The following is a 20153-nucleotide window of genomic DNA, read 5'->3' on the forward strand; positions in this document are numbered from 1 at the left end:
GGGGGGGGGGGGGGGGGGGGGGGGGGGGGGGGGGGGGGGGGGGGGGGGGGGGGGGGGGGGGGGGGGGGGGGGGGGCGGGGGGGGGGGGTGCTCCGGCGGCCGCACAGGATCCGTCGTCAGGCCTCGACGCGGACGCCGTACTCCGTCACCCACGTGTTGAACTCGACCAGCCGCTCCATGACGGCCCGCATCCCCCACAGGCCGCCCAGGCCCGCATAGGACTCGACCGGCTTGTCGAGGAGCTTCTGGATGCCCTCGGCGGGGACCAGTCGCAGGACAGGTGAGCCCTCGTGGAGGAGGTCGGCGACCTTGGCGCGCAGGGCCTTCGCGTAGTCCAGGTCCTGGGTGGAGGGATAGGGACTCTTCTTGCGCTGGAGCACCGACTCGGGCAGGACGTGGGCGGTGGCCGCCCGCAGCAGGCTCTTCTCCCGGCCGTCGAAGTTCTTCATCTCCCAGGGCACGTTGAACACGTACTCGACCAGGCGGTGGTCGGTGAAGGGGACGCGGACCTCCAGGCTCGCGGCCATGCTGATGCGGTCCTTGCGGTCCAGGAGGAAGTTCTCCCAGCGGCTGATGTTGAGGTACGTCAGCTCCCGCATCCTGGCCTCCCGCGGGGACTCACCGGCCAGCCGCGGTACTTCGGCGAGGGCCTCGGCGTACCGCTTGGCGACGTACTCGTCGAGGCCGAGGCGGTCCCACAGGCCGATCTCCTTGATGGCGTCGAGGCCGCCGAGCCTGCGCCAGGCGTCGTACCAGGGGAAGGTGTCGCCTTCGACGGCCTCCTTGTCGAAGAACCAGTTGTAGCCGCCGAAGAGTTCGTCGGCGGTCTCTCCGGAGAGCGCGACGGTGACGTGCCGCTTCAGTTCCTTGCACAGGTGATAGAGCGAGTGCTCCATGTCGCCGGTGGAGATCGGCAGGTCCTGGCAGCGCAGTACCCGTGCCCGCACCTCCTCGTCGAGGACGTCGGCGTTCTCCAGCTCGACGACGATGTGCTCGGCTCCGCAGTGCTCGGCGACCTCGACCGCGTACGGGGTGTCCGGGTCCATCCAGATGCCGTTGTCGCGGAACGTCTCCTCGTTGTCCTTGAAGTCGATGGAGAACGCCTTGATCCGCTCCGGCGAGCCCTGCTCGCGCAGGGTCTTCGCGGCGAGTGCGGTGATGGCGCTGGAGTCGAGGCCGCCGGAGAGCAGGGTGCCGACGGGGACGTCGGCGATGAGCTGGCGCTCGATGATGTCCTCGAGCAGGGTGCGTACGTGGTCGATGGTGGTGTCGAGGTCGTCGTCGTGCGGCGTCGCCGCGAGCTGCCAGTAGGTGCGTGTGGTGCTGCCGTCGCCGTCGAAGCGGACGACGGTGCCGGGGACGACCTCGTGCATGCCCTTGAAGACGGCGTGTCCGGGTGTGTTGATGATGGCGAAGATCTCCGCGAGGCCCTCGCGGTCCACGACGGCCTCGGCCTCCGGGTGGGCGAGGATCGCCTTGGCCTCGGAGCCGAACAGCACGCCGCCCTGGGTCGGGTAGTAGAACAGCGGCTTCACACCCATACGGTCGCGGACGAGCAGCAGCGTTTCGCTGCGCGGGTCCCAGATCGCCAGGGCGTATATGCCGTTGAGCCGCTCGGCGAACGCCTCGCCCCACTCCAGGTAGGCGCGCAGGACGACTTCGGTGTCGCTGGAGGTGCGGAAGGAGTGGCCGAGGGCGGTCAGCTCCTCCTTCAGCTCCAGGAAGTTGTAGACCTCGCCGGTGTAGACGATGACCGGCTGGCCGTCGTCCGGGCCGTCCGGGTGCATGGGCTGGCGGCCGCCCTCAGGGTCGATGACCGACAGCCGCGCGTGGCCGAGCACGGCGTGCGGCGAGGCCCACAGGCCCCGGTCGTCCGGGCCGCGGCACGCCAGTGTGGCCGTCATGTCGGCCGCTGTCTGGCTGAGTCCGGTCAGATTGCGGTCGAAGTCGACCCAGCCTGCGAGTCCGCACATGGGAGTGTCGTTCCTCTCGTGAGGGGTTGTAGGTGGTGGGTGGCGCCGGTGGGGGCGGCGGCTCAGGGCCGGGGCGCCCAGTCAGCGCCGTCCCAGTGCCGCAGCTGGGCGGCCTTGGTGAGGGGGCCGACGGCGGCGACGTCCTCGCCTCCGACCGTCATGACGGTGGGCCTGCCGGGGCTGAACTCCGGCCAGCGGGGTGCGCGGGCGCTGCGTGGCACGCCGTCGCGGGCGAACGAGGCCACCAGGTCGATCAGGGTGTCGGAGACGGTGCGCTCCAGGGGGCCGTCGCCGTACGCGGGCGCGTTGACGTCGCGCGTGTAGGAGCCGAAGAGGAACTTCGACGTGGCCTCGTGCGGGGTGGTGCCCGCGTACGGCTCGCGCAGCGGGTGGGCGAACTCCATGAGGTACTGCGGGCTGCGGCCCTCGCGGGCGTGGCGCTCCGCCAGCCGCACGATCTGGTAGCGGAACAGGCCGTCGCCCCATATCTCGGTCCACAGGGCCACCGGGTCGTGCGGCCTGCCCTCGGCCCTGGCGGCCGCGCGGTACACGTCCACGCACGCGGCGACCTGGGCGTCGGTGACCTGGACGGCGCCCTTGAGCAGCACCGCCCGCACCGCTTCGCGCAGTCCGGCGTCGTCGGCGGGGTGCGGTCCTGGGAAGGGGTAGCCGGGTCCCGTGGTGAAGAACGACCCTTCAGTGCGGCAGTACAGCGGCATCAACGGCACCTGAGGGGTGGGCAGTTCGTAGTCGTATCCGTGCATCCAGCGCCCGTCGGGCACCGGGCCGCGGTACTCGCGCCAGCCGTCCACCGGGCGGGCGTCCGGGGCGCCGGAGAACAGGTCCTCCCAGGCGCCTTTCAGTGCCTCGCCGGGGACGGTGCGCAGCGCTTCCACGGTGGTGCCGAGGCGCTTCGCCAGCAGACCGTACACTTCGCGGGACTCGGCCGGGCTGGTGGAACTGGCCGGGTTCCAGACGTGCTTGGCGCTGATCGGCACGGCGCGCCTGATGACGCCGCGCAGTTGTGGCAGCAGGGCCAGCTGCCAGGTGCTGGAGCCGCCGGCGGAGGTGCCGGCCAGGGTGATGTTGCCGGGGTCGCCGCCGAACGCGGCGGCGTTGCGCTGCACCCAGCGCAGCAGCATGGCCTGGTCCTGTAGGCCCCAGTTGGCGCAGGAGCCGGTCCGCTGGTCGGTGAAGGCCTCGTGGAGTCCCCAGCCCAGGAGGCCCAGACGGTAGTTGAAGGTGACGACGACCATGTCGCCGTGGGCGGCGGGGCGGGCCCCGTCGTAGTCGGGTTCGCTGCCGGCGCCGAGCATCCAGCCGCCGCCGTGGATGTAGACGAGGACGGGGCGGCGGCCGCGGACGTCCGGCGTCCAGACGTTGGCGTAGAGGCAGTCCTCGCTGCTGTCGGGCAGGTAGTCGGTCTGCAGGGCGGGCGCGCCGAAGGCGGTGGCGTCGCGGATCCCCTTCCAGGGCTCGGGCGGCCGGGGCGAGGCGAAGCGCAGGGGGCCGGTGGGGGGCGCCGCGTACGGTACGCCGCGGAACACGGTCACGTCGTCGGTGCGCTCTCCCGCAATACGGCCGGCTGTCGTGCGGACGATCACACGGTTGCTCCGTTCCCCTCGTGAGTACGGACGGGCGGAGGCCGAGGACGGCACGGCCAGGGCTCCGGCCGCCGCGGTGGCCGCGGTGATGAATGACCGTCGGCGCAGTTCGGTCGGCGGCGTATCGAACATCGGCACTCCCGGCTCCCAGAGGTTCGGCGGTCTGGCTCTTGGCCTCGGTCCGGGTGATCGTCGCCGTTCGGGGTGGGCGGGGCCAGGGTCCGGGCCGGTCTCCGTCAAGTCCGCTGGGGCGCGGCCGACGTGGGCCGGTGCGCGGACCTGACGGATCCGGTGGACCCGCGTTGCCGGCTGTCCGCGGCGTCAGCAGGGTGGTCGGCATGCCGAACACCATCATCGAGAAGTCGCCCCTGTTTGAACTCCGTGCCGAGGTGCGGATCTCCGCTCTGCCCGAGGATGTCTACGCCGTCGTCAGCGATCTGCCGCGCAGCTCCGAGTGGAGCCCCGAGTGCGTGGGCGGCGAGTGGATCTCCGGTGAGCCCTCCCAGGTGGGCTCGGTCTTCCGCGGCGAGAACCTGCGCAGCGAGGACGTGGTCGCGTGGGCGCCGCTCGTGCGCGGCACCTGGTACACCGACGCCAGGATCGTGGCCGCCGAGCCGGGCCGTACGTTCCGCTGGATGATGCTCAGCCACGCCCAGGAGGACCAGGAGAGCGTCTGGGGTTTCGACGTCGAGCCCGACGGCGAGGCGGGTTCCGTGCTCGTCCACCACTTCCGCATGGGCAAGGCCACCGCCGGCATTCACAAGATCGTCGCGGATCTGTCGGAGCCGGAGCGCGAGAAGTTCGTCGCCGACTGGACGGCCAAGCTGGAGCAGGACCTCGACGAGACCCTGGCACGTATCCGGAACCTCATCGAAAAGCAGTGACGCCGCGCGGCGACGGGCCGCGCGAAGCAGCGGGCGGACCGACCCGCCACGCAAGTTCCTGGACGAGAAAGCGGTGAGATGTTTCTCCAGCGGATAGGTAACCACGGCATTCGTCTGGGCACGCTGTTCGAACGAGCGGCCGCCCGGCACCCCGCCAACTTCGTGGTCCTGGACCACGACCTCGACATCGCCCCCCACCTGGGTCGCCGCGCGTCGCTGACCGAACTGGCGGACCTGGTGGACGACTTCGCCTCCCGGCTGTGGTCGGTCGGGGCCCGCCCTGGCGACCATGTCGTGGTGCACAAGAGCGACGGCTTCGACATCTCCCTGCTCGCCTGCGCGGTGGCCCGGATCGGCGCGGTTCCCGTACTGCTCTCGCCTAAGCTTGAGGGTGCGACGGTGGCCGAGCTGCTGCGTCGGGTCGGGCAGCCGTATCTGGTCAGCGACCAGGCCAAGTTGGAGTCCTCGCTGCCGGCCGAGGTCTTCGACCTGTCCCACCGGGTGCTGCTCGCCTCCGGCGAGTACGAGGGCGCGACGCCGTTCGCCTCGCTCGCCGACGTCCGGCGCGTGCCTGCCGTGACGATGCCGCCGGACCACCCGACGCTGATCACCCACACGTCGGGGACCACCGGCACACCCAAGCTGGCGGTGCACACCGGCCGGACCTTCCAGTCCCGTTACCGCCCGCAGGGCACGGTGGTGTCGGTGGGTGTGCGGCGCAGCGAACCCGTCGCCGTGCATGTGTCGTTCGTGCACTCCCGGATGTTCACGGCCATGCCCATCTCGATCCTCCAGGGCCACCCGCTGATCATCCTCAGGGACGACGACCCGCAGTCCGTCGGCGATCTGTTCACGCAGGTGCCGCCCGGCTTCATCGAGGCGCACCCCAACACGTTCCTGCGCTGGGAGGTCCTGGCGGACGATCCGCGGCGGCCGCTGGCGAAGGTGAAGTTCTTCAGTTCCACGTTCGACGCCATCCACCCGCGTACGGTGAACACGATGCTGAAGGCCTCGGGCCGCAAGCGTCCGAAGTTCGTCCAGGCGTACGGGCAGAGCGAGGTCGGTCCGATCGCCGGGCGTACCTACTCCCTCAAGGACGGCGCGGACTTCAACGGGCGTTGTGTGGGCGCGCCGTTCCCCGGCATGACCGGCGTCCGGGTGGTCAGCCGGGACGGCCGTACGCCGACCAAGCAGAATCCGGGCTACATCGAGGTCAAGAGCGACGGCCGCATCGTGACGTACCTCGCGGAGCACCCGCGCTGGGAGAAGCAGGTCAACGACGGCTGGTGGCGGATGGGGGATGTCGGCTACCGCACGAAGTGGGGCTGTCTGCACCTGCTCGACCGTGAGGTCGACGAGATTCCCGGCGTCGAGTCGACGCTGGAGCTGGAGGACAAGCTCTTCACGCGGCTGCCCGAACTGGTCGAGGTCATCATCATCCCTGGTGAGGGCGGCGCCGCGGTCCCCGTGGTGTGCACCCGTGACGACGAGCCACTCGACGAGATCGCGTGGAAGTCGGCCGTGACGGACCTGCCGCCGCTGGCCGAGCCGGTGCAGCTGCGCCTCGACGAGCTTCCGCAGACCGCCACGACGAAGATCAAGCGGCTGGAACTCGCCCGGCGTCTTCAGGCCTGACGGCTGAGAGCCGGTGGCTGGGCCCGCGCCGCCCTCGCGGAACTCGGGCGCGGCGCACGCCGTGCGGCTGCCGTGCGGCCCGCCGCCGGACGCCGCCGGTGCGGGCCCCTCGGCGCGGCGCCGGTGCGGGCAGGGGCCCCGTACCGGCTGGCCCTCCCGGACGGCGGTGTCACCGCCGCCGTCCATCGATCGAACTGCCATCTGTGGAGAACTGATGCGTGACTCAACCACCGTTTCAGCGGGTGCCCCTGCCAGCCAGGGGCGCCCGCCCGCCGCACGCCCCGTACCCGCCCTGTGGCTCGCTCTGATCGCCGGGCCGCTCTCCTTCGGCATCGCCGGGCCGTCCCTGGTGCTCGACACCATCGCCCGCGATCTGGGCACCACGTCCGACGCCGTCACCTGGACGGTCACCGCGTTCGGCTGGGGCATCGCGGTCGGTACGCCGCTTATGGCGGGGCTGCTCCGGCACAAGGGCGCGCGGGCCGCGCTGACGTTCTGCGCGCTGCTGGTTCTCGTCGGGGCCGCCCTGGTGGTCGCCGTGCCCGCGCTGCCCGCGCTGATCGTCGGCTGCGCCCTGCAGGCCCTGGGCACCGCGGGCCTGACCGCCACCGCGATGCACCTGGCGGCTTCCTCACCGCTGCGCATGGGTCTGGTCACCGCGTCCCTCGCGGTGGTCGGCTCGACCGCGCCGCTGGCCGGTTCGCTCGCCAACGACGTGCTCTCGTGGAAACTGACGCTCGCCCTGCCGGTGCTCAGCGTCCTCGCCGTCCCCGCGGTGCTGCGCCGCGCGGCGGGCGAGGCCTCCCGCGAGCGGTTCGACACGGCCGGTGCGCTGCTGCTGACGGCGCTGGTGACCGCGCTGGTCTTCGTCCCGCATTACCCGCTGCCGGGGTCGCTCGCCTCCGTGGCCGCGCTGGCGCTGCTGGTCAGGCATCTGCGGTCCCGGCCGCGCGGCTTCGTGCCCGCCGCGGTGGTCCGCCAGCGCGTGTTCCTGCTCGCCTCGGTCCTCGCCTTCCTGCTCGCCGTGGTCAACTTCGGTCTGATGTTCGCCATTCCGGACCGGCTCGGCGACCACACGAGCTGGTCGACGAGTCAGATCGGTGTCGCCATGGTGTGGCCGCTGCTCCTCGGCGGGACCCTGTCCTGGTTCGTGGTCGCCGCCTCGGGCCGCGTCGGTCGCGGCCCGATCATCGCCGTACTGCTGCTGCTCGGCGTCTCGGCGCCCCTCGTGACCGGGTTCGGGACCACGTCCCTGGTACTGCTCGCGGCGCAGGCTCTCGCGTCCATCGCGGCCGCCTCCGGTCAGGGTGTCTTCGCCGTGCAGGCCACCGGCGCGCTGCCCGATGAGGAACGCCCGTCGGGCATCGGCCTGTTCAACCTGTGTTATCTGCTGGGCGCGGCCTTCGGCCCGGCGATCGTGGCCCTGGTCACCACCGGCTGACGCGCTCGCGGCATCGGCCGGACCGGCTGAGGTCAAAGCCAAGGGCTGTCCCGCGATTCGCGGGACAGCCCTTGTGAACGGGCCGGTTCAGCCTGCCGACGGCGCTCCGGCCCCGGCTCTCAGGGCCTTGCGGCGCTCCAGGTCGACGGCGTTGCCGAGGGCCGCCCGCAGCAGCGGCTCCTCGTGCGCCGTGACCGTGAGGCCGAAGATCTCCCCGAGTACGGGCGCCACGTCCTCGGGGGTCAGCAGGCGGTGCTCATGGCGGCCGTCGGGGTGCTGGGTGGTGAGCCGCAGATTCCGCAGGGAGTGCCGTAGGTGCTCGTCGCCGCGCTGGACGATGAGCTGTCCGACGAACTCCGAGCGCGGATGGCTGGACATGAAGTGGTGCGAGGTCTCGAAGTCGATCGGGTAGTGGCGTTCCAGGCGCAGTCCGAACACGTCGAACCAGCCGTCGGGCCGCTGCGAGCGCAGCACCCACTCGTCCTCGTCCTCGTCGCGTCCGAGCTGCCAGGTCCACTCGCCGACGGTCAGCCTGGCGTCGTCGGCCAGCGGGATCGGCTCGATCAGCCCTTCGTCCCCGAACCCGGCGTCGCACAGCAGGGGTCGTCCCTCGACATGGACGACAAGGACGGCGTGCCCGCGGGCGCGTACGGTGTCGTCGCCGCGGCGGATGCGGGCGAGGTAGCGGTCGACGGTGAAGCCGACGCGCTCAAGGGCGGCCGCGAAGAGCATGTTCTGTTCCAGGCGGTAGCCGCCGCGTCGCCGGTGGACGAGCCTGTTCTGCAGGCTCGGTACGTCGAGCCGGACGGCCGCGCCCATGAACAGGTCGAGGTTGGTGAACCGCATCGTCGACATATGGGCGCGGTGCAGTGCGCGCAGTACGTCCGTGGTGGCGGCGCGGGGCCCGTCGTAGCCGATACGCCGCATGTAGGCGTCGAGTTCGAGGGCCGCGACGTCCCAGCTCTCCCCGGCCCGGATGCGCTTCTCGGGCGGGTCGTGGTGCATGCGGTCACCTTTCATGTGCGTGCCCCGGCGGTACGGGGCCCGTACCGCCGGACGAGCCCGGATCGGCGGTCAGGCCGTCCGGAAGCCGCGCTGCAGGGCGCTCGCGATGGCCGTGGTGCGGCGGGCCTGGTACGCGATCGAGGACAGGTTGTCCGGGTGGACGTTGTCGGCCTGGCTGGCGGACACGCTGCTCGCGCCGTACGGGTTGCCGTTGGCGTCCTCGAACTGGACCGGGTCGGCGAAGCCGGGCGGAACGATGATCGCGCCCCAGTGGTAGAAGGTGTTGTTCAGGGCGAGGATCGTGCTCTCCTGGCCTCCGTGAGTGCTGGAGGTCGACGTGAACGACGAGACCACCTTGTTGACCAGCTTGCCCTGGAACCACAGGCCGCCGGTGGTGTCGATGAACTGCTTGAGCTGGGCGGTCGGCAGCCCGAAGCGGGTCGGCGTGCCGAACATGATGGCGTCCGCCCACTCGATGTCCTCCAGGGTGGCCTCGGGGATGTCCCGAGTGGCGGCGGCGTGCGCGGCCCAGCCCTCGTTCTTCGCGATCGCCGACTCCGGCGCCAGCTCGACGACCTTGCGGAGCCGCACGTCGGCGCCGGCCTTCTCGGCGGCCTCGGCAGCGGTTTCGGCGAGCCGGTGCACGTTGCCGGTGGACGAGTAGTAGATGACGGCGACATTGGTCATGTCGGTTGACGCTCCCTCGCTGGGTGGACGACGGCCGCGGCGCGGGACACGGATCCGGCGGCGGCGGATGGCCTCATCCTCGGGACGGAACGGACACCCCGGCAAAGCCGCTTCCCCTAATCCGTCAGGTCCGCTGATCCGTCAGGTCCGCGCGACGACTTGACGGACGCTCCGGCAGCGCTTTGACCGCCGCGCCGAAGCCTCAGCAGGCTCTCCACGAACCTCTCCCCCAGCAGGGGATGTCTCTTTGGTCCTGTCGGGCCCGTGACGCCCGCGGCCGGATCACACCGGATACGAAACGGAGAGTCCGCGTGAGTGATAGTCATGTCGAACTGTGCATCGTCGGAGCCGGGCCGCGTGGACTCTCCGTCCTGGAGCGGCTCTTGGCGAACGAGCGCGAGGAGCAGCGACACCAGGCGTTGACGGTGCATGTGGTGGACCCCCACGCACCGGGCGCGGGTGCGGTATGGCGCGCCGACCAGTCGCGGCAGCTCCTGATGAACACCGTCGCCTCGCAGATCACCGTGTTCACGGACGACTCGTCGCGCATCGAGGGTCCGATCGAGAACGGCCCGAGCCTGCACGAATGGGCCCAGTCCCTGGCGCTGCTGGCCTCGGCCGGGGACTACAGCGCGGCGACGCTGCGCGAGGCCCGTGCGCTCGGCCCCGACGCGTATCCGACGCGGGCCCTCTACGGCGAGTACCTGCACGACTGCTTCCAGCGCCTGGTCGAACGGGCGCCCGAGCATGTGACGGTGCGGGTGCACCGTTCGCGGGCGGTGGCGATGTCCGACGTGCACGGTGTGCCGGGCGGTCCGCAGGGCGTGCGCCTGGAGAACGGCACCCGGCTCAACCAGCTCGACGGCGTCGTCCTGGCGTTGGGGCATCTGCCAGCCCGGCTGTCGGCGCGCGAGGAGCGCGCGGCCACGCTGGCCCGCATCCACCACCTGACGTACATCACTCCGGTCAACCCCGCCGACGTGGGGCTGTCCGGGATCCTGCCGGGCCAGAACGTGCTGCTGCGCGGGCTCGGCCTCAACTTCTTCGACTACATGGCCCTGTTCACCGCCGGCCGCGGCGGCGCCTTCGTGCGCGAGGGCGAGAAGCTGACGTACTGCCCTTCGGGCCGGGAGCCGAAGCTGTACGCGTTCTCCCGGCGGGGCGTCCCGTACCACGCGCGCGGCGAGAACGAGAAGGGCCCGCACGGGCGATGCACACCGCAGCTGCTCACGCCCGACTTCATCCGGCGCCTGCGGCGGCGCGGCGCGCAGGGCGGCGGGGTGTCGTTCACCCAGGACCTGTGGCCGCTGATCTCGCGTGAGGTGGAGAGCGTCTACTACGGCGCGCTGCTCGCCCAGCGCGGGCGCGGCGACCTGCGCGAGGCGTTCACCGAGCGGTATCTGGCCCTGGAGCCGGACGGCGATCTCGCGGGCCTGCTCGACGAGTTCGGTTTCGACGAGGACGTCCGCTGGGACTGGGAGAAGCTCTCTCGGCCGTACGGGGAGCGGGAGTTCACCGACCGCGACGACTTCCAGCGCTGGCTGCTCGACTATCTGGCCCAGGATGTGCGCGCCGCCCGGCAGGGCAATGTCACCGGCCCGCTGAAGGCCGCCCTGGACGTGCTGCGGGATCTGCGCAACGAGATCCGTCTCGCCGTCGATCACGGCGGCCTGGACGGCGACTCGCACCGCGACGACCTGGAGGGCTGGTACACGCCGCTCAACGCGTTCCTGTCGATCGGCCCGCCCGCCTCCCGCATCCAGGAGATGAGGGCGCTGATCGAGGCCGGGGTGCTCACGCTGACCGGTCCCGGCACCCAGGTGCGGGTCGACCCGACGACGCCGCGGTTCGTCGCCGAGTCGCAGACGGTGCCGGGCGAGCCGGTGTCGTCCACGGTCCTGATCGAGGCCCGGCTGCCGGAGCCCGACCTGCGGCGCACCGCCGACCCGCTGTTGCAGCACCTGCTCAATACGGACCAGGCGGCGCCGTACCGCATCGACAGCCCGCTCGGCACGCCGTACGAGACGGGCGGACTGGCCGTCACGGAGCGTCCCTACCGGCTCATCGACGGCCGGGGGCACGCGCACCCGCGGCGGTTCGCGTACGGGGTGCCGACCGAATCGGTGCACTGGGTCACGGCCGCCGGGATCCGGCCGGGCGTGGACTCGGTGACGCTGGGCGACTCCGACGCGATCGCGCGCGCCGCGCTGTCCCTGCCGCCGGTGGCGCATGTGCCGGCCGGGCTGCGGCCGACGGTGTCGGACGCGGAGCTGCGCGGGGTGATCGTGTGAGCCCGCGCTCCGGGTCCGACTCGGGGCTGCTGTCCCCGGTACGGGCCGGAACCCCGGTCGAGGCGGCCGTGTCCGACGAGGCGTGGCTGCAGGGCATGCTGGACGCCGAGGCGGCCCTCGCCCGCGCGCAGGCGCGGCTCGGCACGGTGCCCAAGGACGTCGCCGACCTGATCACCGAGGCGGCGCGGGCCGAGGACTTCGGTGTGCGGGAGCTGGCGCTCGTCTCGCGGGACACCGCCAATCCCGTGGTGGGCCTGGTACGGGCGCTGACGGACCGGGTCGCGCGGCGCGACCCGGCGGCGGCGGAGTATGTGCACCGGGGCTCCACCAGCCAGGACGTGTTCGACACCGGTGCGATGCTGGTGGCCGCCCGTGCGCTGCGGATCGTACGGTCCGACCTGGGCCGGGTGGCCGATGCGCTCGGCGCGTTGGCCCGCAGGCATCGCGACACGCCGACGGCCGGGCGCACCCTGGCCCTGCACGCGGTGCCGACGACGTTCGGGCTGAAGGCCGCGGGCTGGCGTGAACTGGTCCTCGACGCGGAGCGGCGTCTGACGCGGGTTCTCGACTCCGGCCTTCCGGTGTCGCTCGGCGGCGCCGCCGGGACCCTGGCCGGTTATCTGGAGTACGCGGCGCTGGACGGCGAGGACGACGCGCACCGCCGGGAGGACGGCACGCTCGACCGGGGGGCGTATCTGGACCGTCTCGTCGACGCGTACGCCGTCGAGACGGGCCTCGCGCGGCCGGTGCTGCCCTGGCACGCGCTGCGCACGCCGATGGCCGATCTGGCCGCGGCCCTGGCGTTCACGGCCGGGGCGCTCGGCAAGCTCGCCGTCGACGTGCAGTCGCTGACGCGGACCGAGACCGGCGAGGTCACCGAGCCGACGGCGGCGGGCCGGGGCAGCTCATCGGCGATGCCGCACAAGCGCAATCCGGTCCTCTCCACCCTGATACGCGCCACGACCCTTCAGGTCCCGGCTCTCGCGGGGGCGTTGACGCAGTGTCTGGCCAGCGAGGACGAGCGCTCGGGCGGAGTGTGGCACGCCGAGTGGCTGCTGCTGCGCGAGTGCCTGCGCCTCGCGGGCGGCGCCGCGCACACCGCCGTCGAACTCGCCGACGGCCTCGTCGTACGGCCGGATCGGATGGCCGCCAACCTGGGGCTGACGGGAAGTCAGCTGGTCTCGGAGCGGATCGCCGCCGTCCTCACGCCGGAGCTCGGCAAGGCGGCCGCGCGGCGGCTGCTCACCGAGGCGGCGCAGCGGGCGCAGCGCACCGGGGAGCCGCTCGCGGAGGTGCTCGCGGAGGTGTTCGCCGCCTCCCCTGGTCTCCAGGGCCGGTTCACTCAGAGCGAGTTGGCCGAGCTGTGCGACCCGGTGGGCTACACCGGCGGCGCGGGTCACCTGGTCGACAGGGCTCTGGGACGCGGGGCGGCGTGGTGAGGCACAGCGGCATACGCGCGTCCCGCGCGAGAGGCAGGCGGGACATCGCGCACTGGGATCCCGAGGACGAGGAGTTCTGGCAGCGCGAGGGACGGTTCGTGGCGCGCCGCAATCTGGTTCTCTCGGTGATGTCGGAGCACATCGGGTTCTCGGTGTGGAGCCTGTGGTCCGTGCTGGTCCTGTTCATGTCCCCGGACATCGGTTTCGCGTTCACGCCCTCCGAGAAGTTCCTGCTCGTGGTGGTGCCGACACTGGTCGGAGCGCTGCTGCGGCTCCCGTACAGCGCGGCCGTCGCGCGGTTCGGCGGCCGCGACTGGACGGTGTTCGCCTCGGCGGTGCTGCTGGTCCCGGCCGGTCTCGCGGCGTTCTTCGTGCAGCGGCCCGGTACACCGCTGTGGGTGTTCCTGCTGATCGGGGCACTCGCGGGCGTCGGCGGCGGCAACTTCGCGTCGTCGATGACGAACATCGCCGGCTTCTACCCGCAGCGGCACCAGGGCTGGGCGCTCGGTCTCAACGCGGGCGGCGGCAACCTCGGCGTAGCCGTGGTGCAGCTGCTCGGCCTGCTCGTCATCGCCACGGCGGGCGACAGCCATCCGTCGTACGTGGCGGCCGTGTACCTCCCGCTGATCGTGCTCGTGTCGCTGTGCGCGGCGCTGCGCATGGACAACCTGCCGTCGCCGCGCAGGGAGCCGGGCGCGTTGCGGGAGGCCGCACGGCATGGGCACACCTGGTGGATCTCGCTGCTCTACATCGGCACGTTCGGCTCGTTCATCGGCTACGGGTTCGCCTTCGGCCTGGTGCTGCAGAGCGAGTTCGGGGCGAGCGCGCTCCAGGCGGCCTCGTACACGTTCCTCGGTCCGCTGCTCGGTTCGCTGTCCCGCCCGGTGGGCGGCAGGCTGGCCGACCGGTGGGGCGGGGCGCGGGTCACGTTCGTCAACTTCGCGGCCATGGCCGCCGGTACGGCGGCGCTGCTCACCGCGTCCGTCACCGGATCGTTCGCGTGGTTCGTGGCGTCGTTCACGGTGCTGTTCGTGCTCAGCGGGATCGGCAACGGGTCGACGTACAAGCTGATCCCCGCCGTGCACACCCGCGAGGCGGAGCGCGCGATCTCCTCGGGTGCGGACGCCGTCGCGGCGTTCGCCCGGTCCCGCAGGCTCTCCGGGGCGCTGATCGGGATCGCGGGCGCGGTCGGCGGGCTCGGCGGCGTCGCCATCAACCTGGCGTTCCGCGCGTCGTACGGGTCCTCCGGCTCCGGCACCGTCGCGTTCGCCGTGTTCCTCGGCTTCTACGCGGTGTGCCTCGCCGTCACGTGGGCGGTGTATCTGCGCCGCGACGAGGTCGGCGTCACCGGTGTGGAACCGGTACGACCGAAGACCGCGGGCCGGGTCTGACCCCGCCCGGCTGTGAGCATACGGCGGTCCGACACCGGCCTCGCTTCCATCGTTACGAGCGTCAACCCACTTGAGAGGACTGACAGTTGAGTCTCATCGATCTTCGCGGCGCCCCTCTCCCAGCTGAGCGGCGCCCACCGAATCCCGGCACCGCTCCGGCCGCCCCCGCCCCGCCCGGCGGGCTCGGAGCGGTCCGGTGACCGTGTCTGGCTCCCGCGGCGCTCCCGCGGCCACGAAGACGCACTGCCCGTACTGCGCCCTGCAGTGCGGCACTCTGCTCAGCGGCGGCCGCGGCGCCGTGTCCGTCTCCCCTGACCCGGACTTCCCCGTCAACCAGGGCGGCCTGTGCCAGAAGGGGTGGACCGCGCCGGCCGTGCTCGACGTCCCGGACCGGCTCACCGCTCCGCTGGTGCGCGACGCCCGCGGCCGGCTCGCCCCGGCCGGCTGGGAAGCGGCCCTCGACCTGGTGGCGCGGCGGCTGCGCGCGATCCGGTACGAGCACGGGCCGGACGCGGTGGCCGTGTTCGGCGGCGGCGGGCTCACCAACGAGAAGGCGTACGCGCTCGGCAAGTTCGCCCGCGTCGCGCTCGGCACCAGCCAGATCGACTACAACGGCCGGTTCTGCATGTCCTCGGCGGCCGCCGCCCAGAACGCGGCCTTCGGCGTGGACCGGGGGCTGCCGTTCCCGGTCACCGACCTGGGCCGCGCCGACGTGGTGCTGCTCGCCGGCGCCAACCCGGCCGAGACCATGCCTCCGCTCCTGCGCCACCTCGACGGGGCGTCCCTGGTCGTCATCGACCCCCGCCGCACCCGCACCGCCCAGCGCGCCGCCCTGCATCTGCAGCCGACGCCGGGCACGGACCTCGCGCTGGCCTTGGGGCTGCTGCACCTCACGGTCACCGGCGGTCACCTCGACAAGGCGTACCTGGACGAGCGCACCGAGGGCTTCGACGAGGCCTGGGCGCGCGCGGTCACCTGGTGGCCCGAGCGCATCGAGGCCGTCACGGGGGTCGCGGTGTCCGAACTTCGGGCAGCGGTAGAGATGTTGGCGCGGGCCGAACGGGCGTATGTGCTCACCGGGCGCGGCGCCGAGCAGCACAGCAAGGGCAGTGACACGGTCGCGGCGTTCATCAACCTGGCGCTCGCCCTCGGTCTGCCCGGCCGCGAGGGCAGCGGCTTCGGCACGCTCACCGGGCAGGGCAACGGGCAGGGCGGGCGCGAGCTGGGCCAGAAGGCCGACCAGCTGCCCGGCTACCGCTCCTTGACCGACCCGGCGGCCCGCGCCCATCTGGCGCGGGTGTGGGGCGTGGAGCCCGGCCGGCTGCCGGGTCCGGGGCGCGGCGCGTATGAGCTTCTGGACGCGCTCGGCGCCGACGGGGGGCCGCGGGCGCTGCTCGTGTTCGGCTCCAACCCGGTGGTGTCCGCGCCGGACGCGGGCCGGATCACCGAACGGCTCGACGCACTCGACCTGTTGGTGGTCGCCGACTTCGTGCCGTCCGAGACGGCCCGGATGGCTGATGTGGTGCTGCCGGTGACGCAGTGGGCCGAGGAGGAGGGCACGCTCACCAACCTGGAGGGCCGGGTGCTGCGCCGACGCCGGCTGCTCGATCCGCCGCCCGGTGTGCGCGGCGACCTGGAGGTGTTGCACGGTCTCGCGGTCCGGCTCGGCGAGCCCGCCGCACGGTATCCGTGCCGCCCGCGCGAGGTGTTCGAGGAGCTGCGCGCGGCGACCGAGGGCGGCCCGGCCGACTATTCGGGCGTCAGTTACGAGCGGCTGGATTCCGGTGAGGAGCTGTACTGGCCCTGCCCGCGAGGGAGTTCCGGGACGCCGCGGCTGTTCCTCGACGGCTTCGCGCGCCCCGGCGGCCGGGCCCGCTTCCAGCCCGTGGAGCACCGGGACGCGGCGGAGCCGCCGGGGCCGGACTTCCCGCTGTACGCGACGACGGGCAGGGCTCTGGCCCAGTACCAGTCGGGCGCGCAGACCCGCCGTGTCGCCGAGCTCAACGGGGCCGTGCCGGAGCCGTACGTGGAGGTTCATCCGGACACCGCGGCCCGCGCCGGGCTCGCCGACGGGCAGCTCGCTCGGGTGAGTTCGGCGCGCGGCGCCGTCCTGGCGAAGGTGCGGTGCGAGGCGGCGCTGCGCACGGACACCGTGTTCGTGCCGTTCCACTTTCCGGGTGCGGGGCGCGCCAATCTGGTCACGCACGCCGCCCTCGACCCGCGCAGCGGGATGCCGGAGTTCAAGGTGTGCGCGGTACGGATCGAGGCTGCCCCGTGAGCACAGCACTCCTGAGGTCAGCGGGAGCCGAGCGGGTCGTGGTCGTCGGGTACGGCCCGGCCGCGCACCGGCTCGTGGAACGACTCTCCCGGCACGGCCACCGCGGCACGGTCACCGTCCTCGGCGCCGAGCCCGAACCCGCCTACCAGAGGCCGCTGTTGACGTCGGTCGTGGACGGCACGCTGACCGCCGAGGCGCTGCGGCTGCCCGCCCCGCCCGAGGGCGTCCGGCTGCTGCTCGGGGTGACGGCCGCGGCGGTGGACCGGGAGCGGCGCGTGGTGCGCTCCGACGACGGGCGCAGCCATCCGTACGACCGCCTGGTCCTCGCCACCGGCGCCGCCCCGCGCCCGGCGAGCCTGCCGTGGCTGCGTGGCGCCGACGGCCGACTCCCGTCCGGCGTAGGGGTGTTGCGTACCCTCAACGACTGCGCGGCGCTCGCCGGGCCAGAACCCGTGGCCGTTGTCGGCGGCGGGCCGCTCGCCGTCGAGGCGGCGCTCGCGCTGCGCCGCACCGGCCGGGACGTGACCCTGGTACACCGCGGCCCGCACCCCCTGGACCGGCATCTCGACCCGCGCGCCGGAGAGCTCCTCTCCGCCCGCCTGCGCGCCCTGGACATCGATCTGTGCCTCGGCCGGACGACGCGGGCCTACGAGGACGGCAAGCTGCGCCTGGACGACGGGCGGCAGGTGGCCGCGCACGATGTACTGCTGTGCACGGGTGTGACCCCGCGCGACGGGCTCGCCCGGTCCGCGGGGCTCGCGGTGGACGGCGGCGTCCTCGTCGACGACGCGCTGCGCACCGACGACCCGCGCGTGCACGCCATCGGCGACTGCGCGCGCCCGGCGGGCGTCGCCGTGCCCTTCCGCGGACACACGGCCGCCTGGGAGCAGGCCGAGGCGCTCGCCGTACAGCTGACCGGCCGGGCGGAACGCGCTGTCGCGAGCAGGCCCGTACTGCGCCTGCGCGCACCGGAGCTGAGTCTCGTACGGCTCGGCTCTTCGGACGGCGCGGACGAGACGGTGGCGCTCAGCGACGTGGCACGCGGCCGGTACGCGCGACTGTCGCTACGCGCCGGCCGGGTGTGCGGCGCGGTGCTGCTCGGCCTGGACCGGGCTATCGCGGCGGTGGTGCGGCTGTACCAGCGCGGCGAGCCGGTGGCGGCGGACCGGCTCGCGCTGCTGCTCGGCGCGACGCCCGAGTACGCGGGCGAGGAGCTGCCCGGCGATGTCGTGGTGTGCCATTGCGGCAACGTGACGGGCACCGATCTGGAAGCCGCGTGGCGGGCCGGCGCCCACACCCCGGACGCGCTGAGCGCCGCCACCCGCGCGAGCACGGGCTGCGGCAGCTGCGGCGACGAACTGCGCCGCTGGTGTACGAAGTTCGCACGGCGAGAGGAAGCCGCATGAGTATCGGGACCCGTCGTCGCGTCCTGGTCGTGATCGGCCACGGCATGGTCGGCCACCGGTTCGTGAGGGAGCTGCGCGCCCGCGACACCGGCGACGCCTGGCGGGTGATCGTCCTCGCCGAGGAGCCGGTTCCCGCGTACGACCGGCTGCGTCTGTCCGAGCGGGCGCGCGGCGCGCCGCGGTCCCGGCTCGCCCTGCCGGACGCGGACTTCACGGACGACGACGGGGTGGAGCTGCGCCTCGCGACACCGGCGGTGCGCATCGACCGCGAGGCGGCGCGGGTGCTCTGCGCGGACGGCACACGGGTGGGCTACGACGCCCTGGTCCTGGCCACCGGCTCGCGCCCCTTCGTACCGCCTGTGCCCGGCCACGACCTGCCGGGCTGCCAGGTGTACCGCACGCTCGCCGACGTGGCCGCGATCCGCGCGGCGGCGCGGCCCGGACGCACGGGGGTGGTCGTCGGCGGCGGGCTGCTCGGCCTGGAGGCGGCGGGCGCGCTGCGGGCTCTCGGCATGCGCCCGCACGTCGTGGAGGGCGCCGAGTGGCTGATGCCGCTGCAGCTGGACGAGGGCGGCGGCGCGGTGCTCGCCCGGCTGGTCACGGCGCTCGGGGTGCGGCCGCACTGCGGGGTCGGCCTCGCGTCGGTGGACGCGGGCCCGGACGGCGGGGTCCGGTCGGTGACGCTGGCCGACGGCACGTCCTTGGACGCCTCGCTCGTCGTGTTCTCGACGGGGGTCCGCCCGCGCGACGAACTCGCCGCGGACGCGGGCCTGCGGACCGGCGAGCGCGGCGGCTTCCACGTGGACGACCGCTGCCGTACGGCGGACGCCCGGATCTGGGCGGTCGGCGAGTGCGCGGCGGTCGACGGTCGCACCTACGGTCTGGTGACACCGGGCTATCGGATGGCGGAGTCGGTGGCGGCACAGCTGACCGGCGCGGCGTCGGCCCCGTTCGCCGAGCCCGACCTGTCCACCGAGCTGAAGCTTCTGGGCGTGGAGGTCGCCAGCTTCGGTGACGCGCACGCCCGCACACCGGGCGCGGTCGAGTACATCCACACCGCTCACGCCACGGACCGCTACGCGAAGCTGGTGCTGGACACGGCGGCGGGCACGCTGCTCGGTGGCGTGCTGGCCGGTGACACGTCCGGGTACGGACGGCTTCGCTCGCTGCTCGGGCACCGGCTGCCGGGAGCGCCGGACGCGCTGCACGGCGCGTCCTGAACCGGGCGCGGTCGGCGTACGCGCGCACAGACAGGCCACTGCCCGGTCCCGGTGAGACCGGGGCCGGGCAGTGGCCTGTCTGGGGTGAACGGGTCAGGAGCCCAGCGACGCCCCTCCGTCCACCGTCAGCACATGCAGGGTGATCTGCTTCGCCTCGTCCGACAGCAGGAACGCCACCGCCGCCGCGACGTCCGTCGGGAGGGCGAGGCGGCCGGTGGGGATGCCTACGCGGTACGTGCCGGGGTCGCCCTCGATCGTTCCCCGCGCGCTCGACTCGTCGGACCACATCGAGCGCAGCATCGGGGTGTCGGTGGAGCCGGGGGCGACCACGTTGCAGCGGACGCCGTGGCGGGCGACCTCCAGGCCGAGGGATTTGGTGAACATCGTCGCGGCCGCCTTGGACGCGGCGTACGCGGCCATATCGGCACGCGGGGTGGCGGCCGCGTTGGAGGCGACCGTCACGACCGCGCCCCGAGTGCGGGACACCATGCGGCCGACGACGGCGCGGGAGAGATAGAAGACGCCGTTGACGTTGACGTCGAAGGTCACCCGCCAGTCGGCCTCCGCGTACGAGACGACCTCGCCGAGGCGCAGCACGCCCGCCGCGTTGACCAGCATCTCGACCGGTCCGAGCTGTTCCTCGACCCGGATGACGGTCTTCTCGACCTGGTCGCTGTCGGTGACGTCGGTGACGAAGGCCGTCACGTCCAGGCCGTCGGCCGTCAACTTGCCGACGTTCTCCAGGAGTTGCCCCTCGTCTCGGTCGAGGGCCGCGACGACGGCGCCGCGGCTGGCCAGCTCCCTGGCGACCGCCTCGCCGATGCCTCCGGCCGCGCCGGTGACGAGGGCGACTTGTCCATGCATTTCTACGACCTCCATCGTCGCTCGGGCCCGCGTCC

At 72.9% G+C, this 20153-nt stretch carries 14 protein-coding genes; 9 read left to right on the top strand and 5 right to left on the bottom strand.

All coding sequences use genetic code 11. The features are described from left to right. Positions 1-116: 116 nt before the first annotated feature. Both asnB and ACX6XY_RS24170 read right to left on the bottom strand, forming a co-directional pair. Positions 117-1973: an asparagine synthase (glutamine-hydrolyzing) gene (asnB, locus tag ACX6XY_RS24165; RefSeq protein ID WP_460334569.1), complete on the bottom strand. Its 1857-nt coding sequence runs from the start codon at positions 1971-1973 to the stop codon at positions 117-119. A 62-nt stretch (positions 1974-2035) separates the two neighbouring features. Further along, complete coding sequence (locus ACX6XY_RS24170; protein ID WP_460334572.1) at positions 2036-3709, bottom strand: carboxylesterase/lipase family protein; 1674 nt, start codon at positions 3707-3709, stop codon at positions 2036-2038. Positions 3710-3915: 206 nt separating this feature from the next. On the opposite strand from ACX6XY_RS24170, the gene ACX6XY_RS24175 reads away from it, so the two are divergent. From ACX6XY_RS24175 to ACX6XY_RS24185, 3 genes are all read left to right on the top strand, one after another. Then, complete coding sequence (locus ACX6XY_RS24175) at positions 3916-4461, top strand: SRPBCC family protein (RefSeq protein WP_460334575.1); 546 nt, start codon at positions 3916-3918, stop codon at positions 4459-4461. A gap of 78 nt (positions 4462-4539) precedes the next feature. Further along, positions 4540-6096, top strand: coding sequence for a class I adenylate-forming enzyme family protein (locus ACX6XY_RS24180; protein ID WP_460334577.1), 1557 nt, complete (start codon positions 4540-4542; stop codon positions 6094-6096). Between the two features lie 214 nt (positions 6097-6310). After that, entirely contained in the window at positions 6311-7537 is a 1227-nt protein-coding gene (locus ACX6XY_RS24185; protein WP_460334580.1) for an MFS transporter, read from the top strand. A gap of 87 nt (positions 7538-7624) precedes the next feature. Here the strand turns inward: ACX6XY_RS24185 and ACX6XY_RS24190 are convergent, their stop codons facing one another. Both ACX6XY_RS24190 and wrbA read right to left on the bottom strand, forming a co-directional pair. Beyond that, positions 7625-8542 carry an arylamine N-acetyltransferase family protein gene (locus ACX6XY_RS24190; protein ID WP_460334583.1) on the bottom strand — a complete coding sequence of 306 codons (918 nt, stop codon included), beginning with the start codon at positions 8540-8542 and terminating at the stop codon, positions 7625-7627. A 69-nt stretch (positions 8543-8611) separates the two neighbouring features. Next, a complete protein-coding gene (gene wrbA / locus ACX6XY_RS24195) occupies positions 8612-9229 on the bottom strand; it encodes an NAD(P)H:quinone oxidoreductase (RefSeq protein WP_460334586.1) in 618 nt (205 codons plus the stop codon). A gap of 311 nt (positions 9230-9540) precedes the next feature. Between wrbA and ACX6XY_RS24200 the strand changes: the two genes are divergently transcribed. The 6 genes from ACX6XY_RS24200 to ACX6XY_RS24225 all read left to right on the top strand — a co-directional run bounded on the left by ACX6XY_RS24200 (position 9541) and on the right by ACX6XY_RS24225 (position 19254). Then, the gene (locus ACX6XY_RS24200) at positions 9541-11520 is read left to right on the top strand and encodes an FAD/NAD(P)-binding protein (protein WP_460334590.1); all 1980 of its coding nucleotides are present in this window, start codon (positions 9541-9543) and stop codon (positions 11518-11520) included. Then, positions 11517-12959 (top strand): nitrosuccinate lyase, encoded by a 1443-nt coding sequence (locus ACX6XY_RS24205; RefSeq protein ID WP_460334592.1) that lies wholly within the window; start codon positions 11517-11519, stop codon positions 12957-12959. The genes ACX6XY_RS24200 and ACX6XY_RS24205 overlap by 4 nt, the downstream gene beginning before the upstream one ends. Further along, complete coding sequence (locus tag ACX6XY_RS24210; RefSeq protein ID WP_460334595.1) at positions 12953-14350, top strand: nitrate/nitrite transporter; 1398 nt, start codon at positions 12953-12955, stop codon at positions 14348-14350. Before ACX6XY_RS24205 ends, ACX6XY_RS24210 begins: the two co-directional genes overlap by 7 nt. Positions 14351-14546: 196 nt before the next feature. Continuing rightward, positions 14547-16628 carry a molybdopterin oxidoreductase family protein gene (locus ACX6XY_RS24215; RefSeq protein WP_460334598.1) on the top strand — a complete coding sequence of 694 codons (2082 nt, stop codon included), beginning with the start codon at positions 14547-14549 and terminating at the stop codon, positions 16626-16628. After that, positions 16625-18034 carry an FAD-dependent oxidoreductase gene (locus ACX6XY_RS24220; RefSeq protein ID WP_460334601.1) on the top strand — a complete coding sequence of 470 codons (1410 nt, stop codon included), beginning with the start codon at positions 16625-16627 and terminating at the stop codon, positions 18032-18034. The genes ACX6XY_RS24215 and ACX6XY_RS24220 overlap by 4 nt, the downstream gene beginning before the upstream one ends. After that, positions 18031-19254, top strand: a complete 1224-nt coding sequence (locus ACX6XY_RS24225; protein WP_460334605.1) for an NAD(P)/FAD-dependent oxidoreductase — start codon at positions 18031-18033, stop codon at positions 19252-19254. The genes ACX6XY_RS24220 and ACX6XY_RS24225 overlap by 4 nt, the downstream gene beginning before the upstream one ends. 93 nt (positions 19255-19347) lie before the next feature. On the opposite strand, the gene ACX6XY_RS24230 is transcribed toward ACX6XY_RS24225, so the two are convergent. Further along, on the bottom strand, positions 19348-20118 hold the full coding sequence (locus ACX6XY_RS24230) for a 2,3-dihydro-2,3-dihydroxybenzoate dehydrogenase (RefSeq protein ID WP_460334607.1): 771 nt from the start codon (positions 20116-20118) through the stop codon (positions 19348-19350). Positions 20119-20153: the final 35 nt, after the last annotated feature.

The sequence above is a fragment of the Streptomyces sp. O3 genome (assembly GCF_054788135.1).

Excerpts from the sequence above, each read along its gene's own strand:
- asnB (WP_460334569.1), bottom strand. The coding sequence starts at position 1,973 with ATGTGCGGACTCGCAGGCTGGGTCGACTTCGACCGCAATCTGACCGGA.
- ACX6XY_RS24170 (WP_460334572.1), bottom strand. The coding sequence starts at position 3,709 with ATGTTCGATACGCCGCCGACCGAACTGCGCCGACGGTCATTCATCACC.
- ACX6XY_RS24175 (WP_460334575.1), top strand. The coding sequence starts at position 3,916 with ATGCCGAACACCATCATCGAGAAGTCGCCCCTGTTTGAACTCCGTGCC.
- ACX6XY_RS24180 (WP_460334577.1), top strand. The coding sequence starts at position 4,540 with ATGTTTCTCCAGCGGATAGGTAACCACGGCATTCGTCTGGGCACGCTG.
- ACX6XY_RS24185 (WP_460334580.1), top strand. The coding sequence starts at position 6,311 with ATGCGTGACTCAACCACCGTTTCAGCGGGTGCCCCTGCCAGCCAGGGG.
- ACX6XY_RS24190 (WP_460334583.1), bottom strand. The coding sequence starts at position 8,542 with ATGCACCACGACCCGCCCGAGAAGCGCATCCGGGCCGGGGAGAGCTGG.
- wrbA (WP_460334586.1), bottom strand. The coding sequence starts at position 9,229 with ATGACCAATGTCGCCGTCATCTACTACTCGTCCACCGGCAACGTGCAC.
- ACX6XY_RS24225 (WP_460334605.1), top strand. The coding sequence starts at position 18,031 with ATGAGTATCGGGACCCGTCGTCGCGTCCTGGTCGTGATCGGCCACGGC.
- ACX6XY_RS24230 (WP_460334607.1), bottom strand. The coding sequence starts at position 20,118 with ATGCATGGACAAGTCGCCCTCGTCACCGGCGCGGCCGGAGGCATCGGC.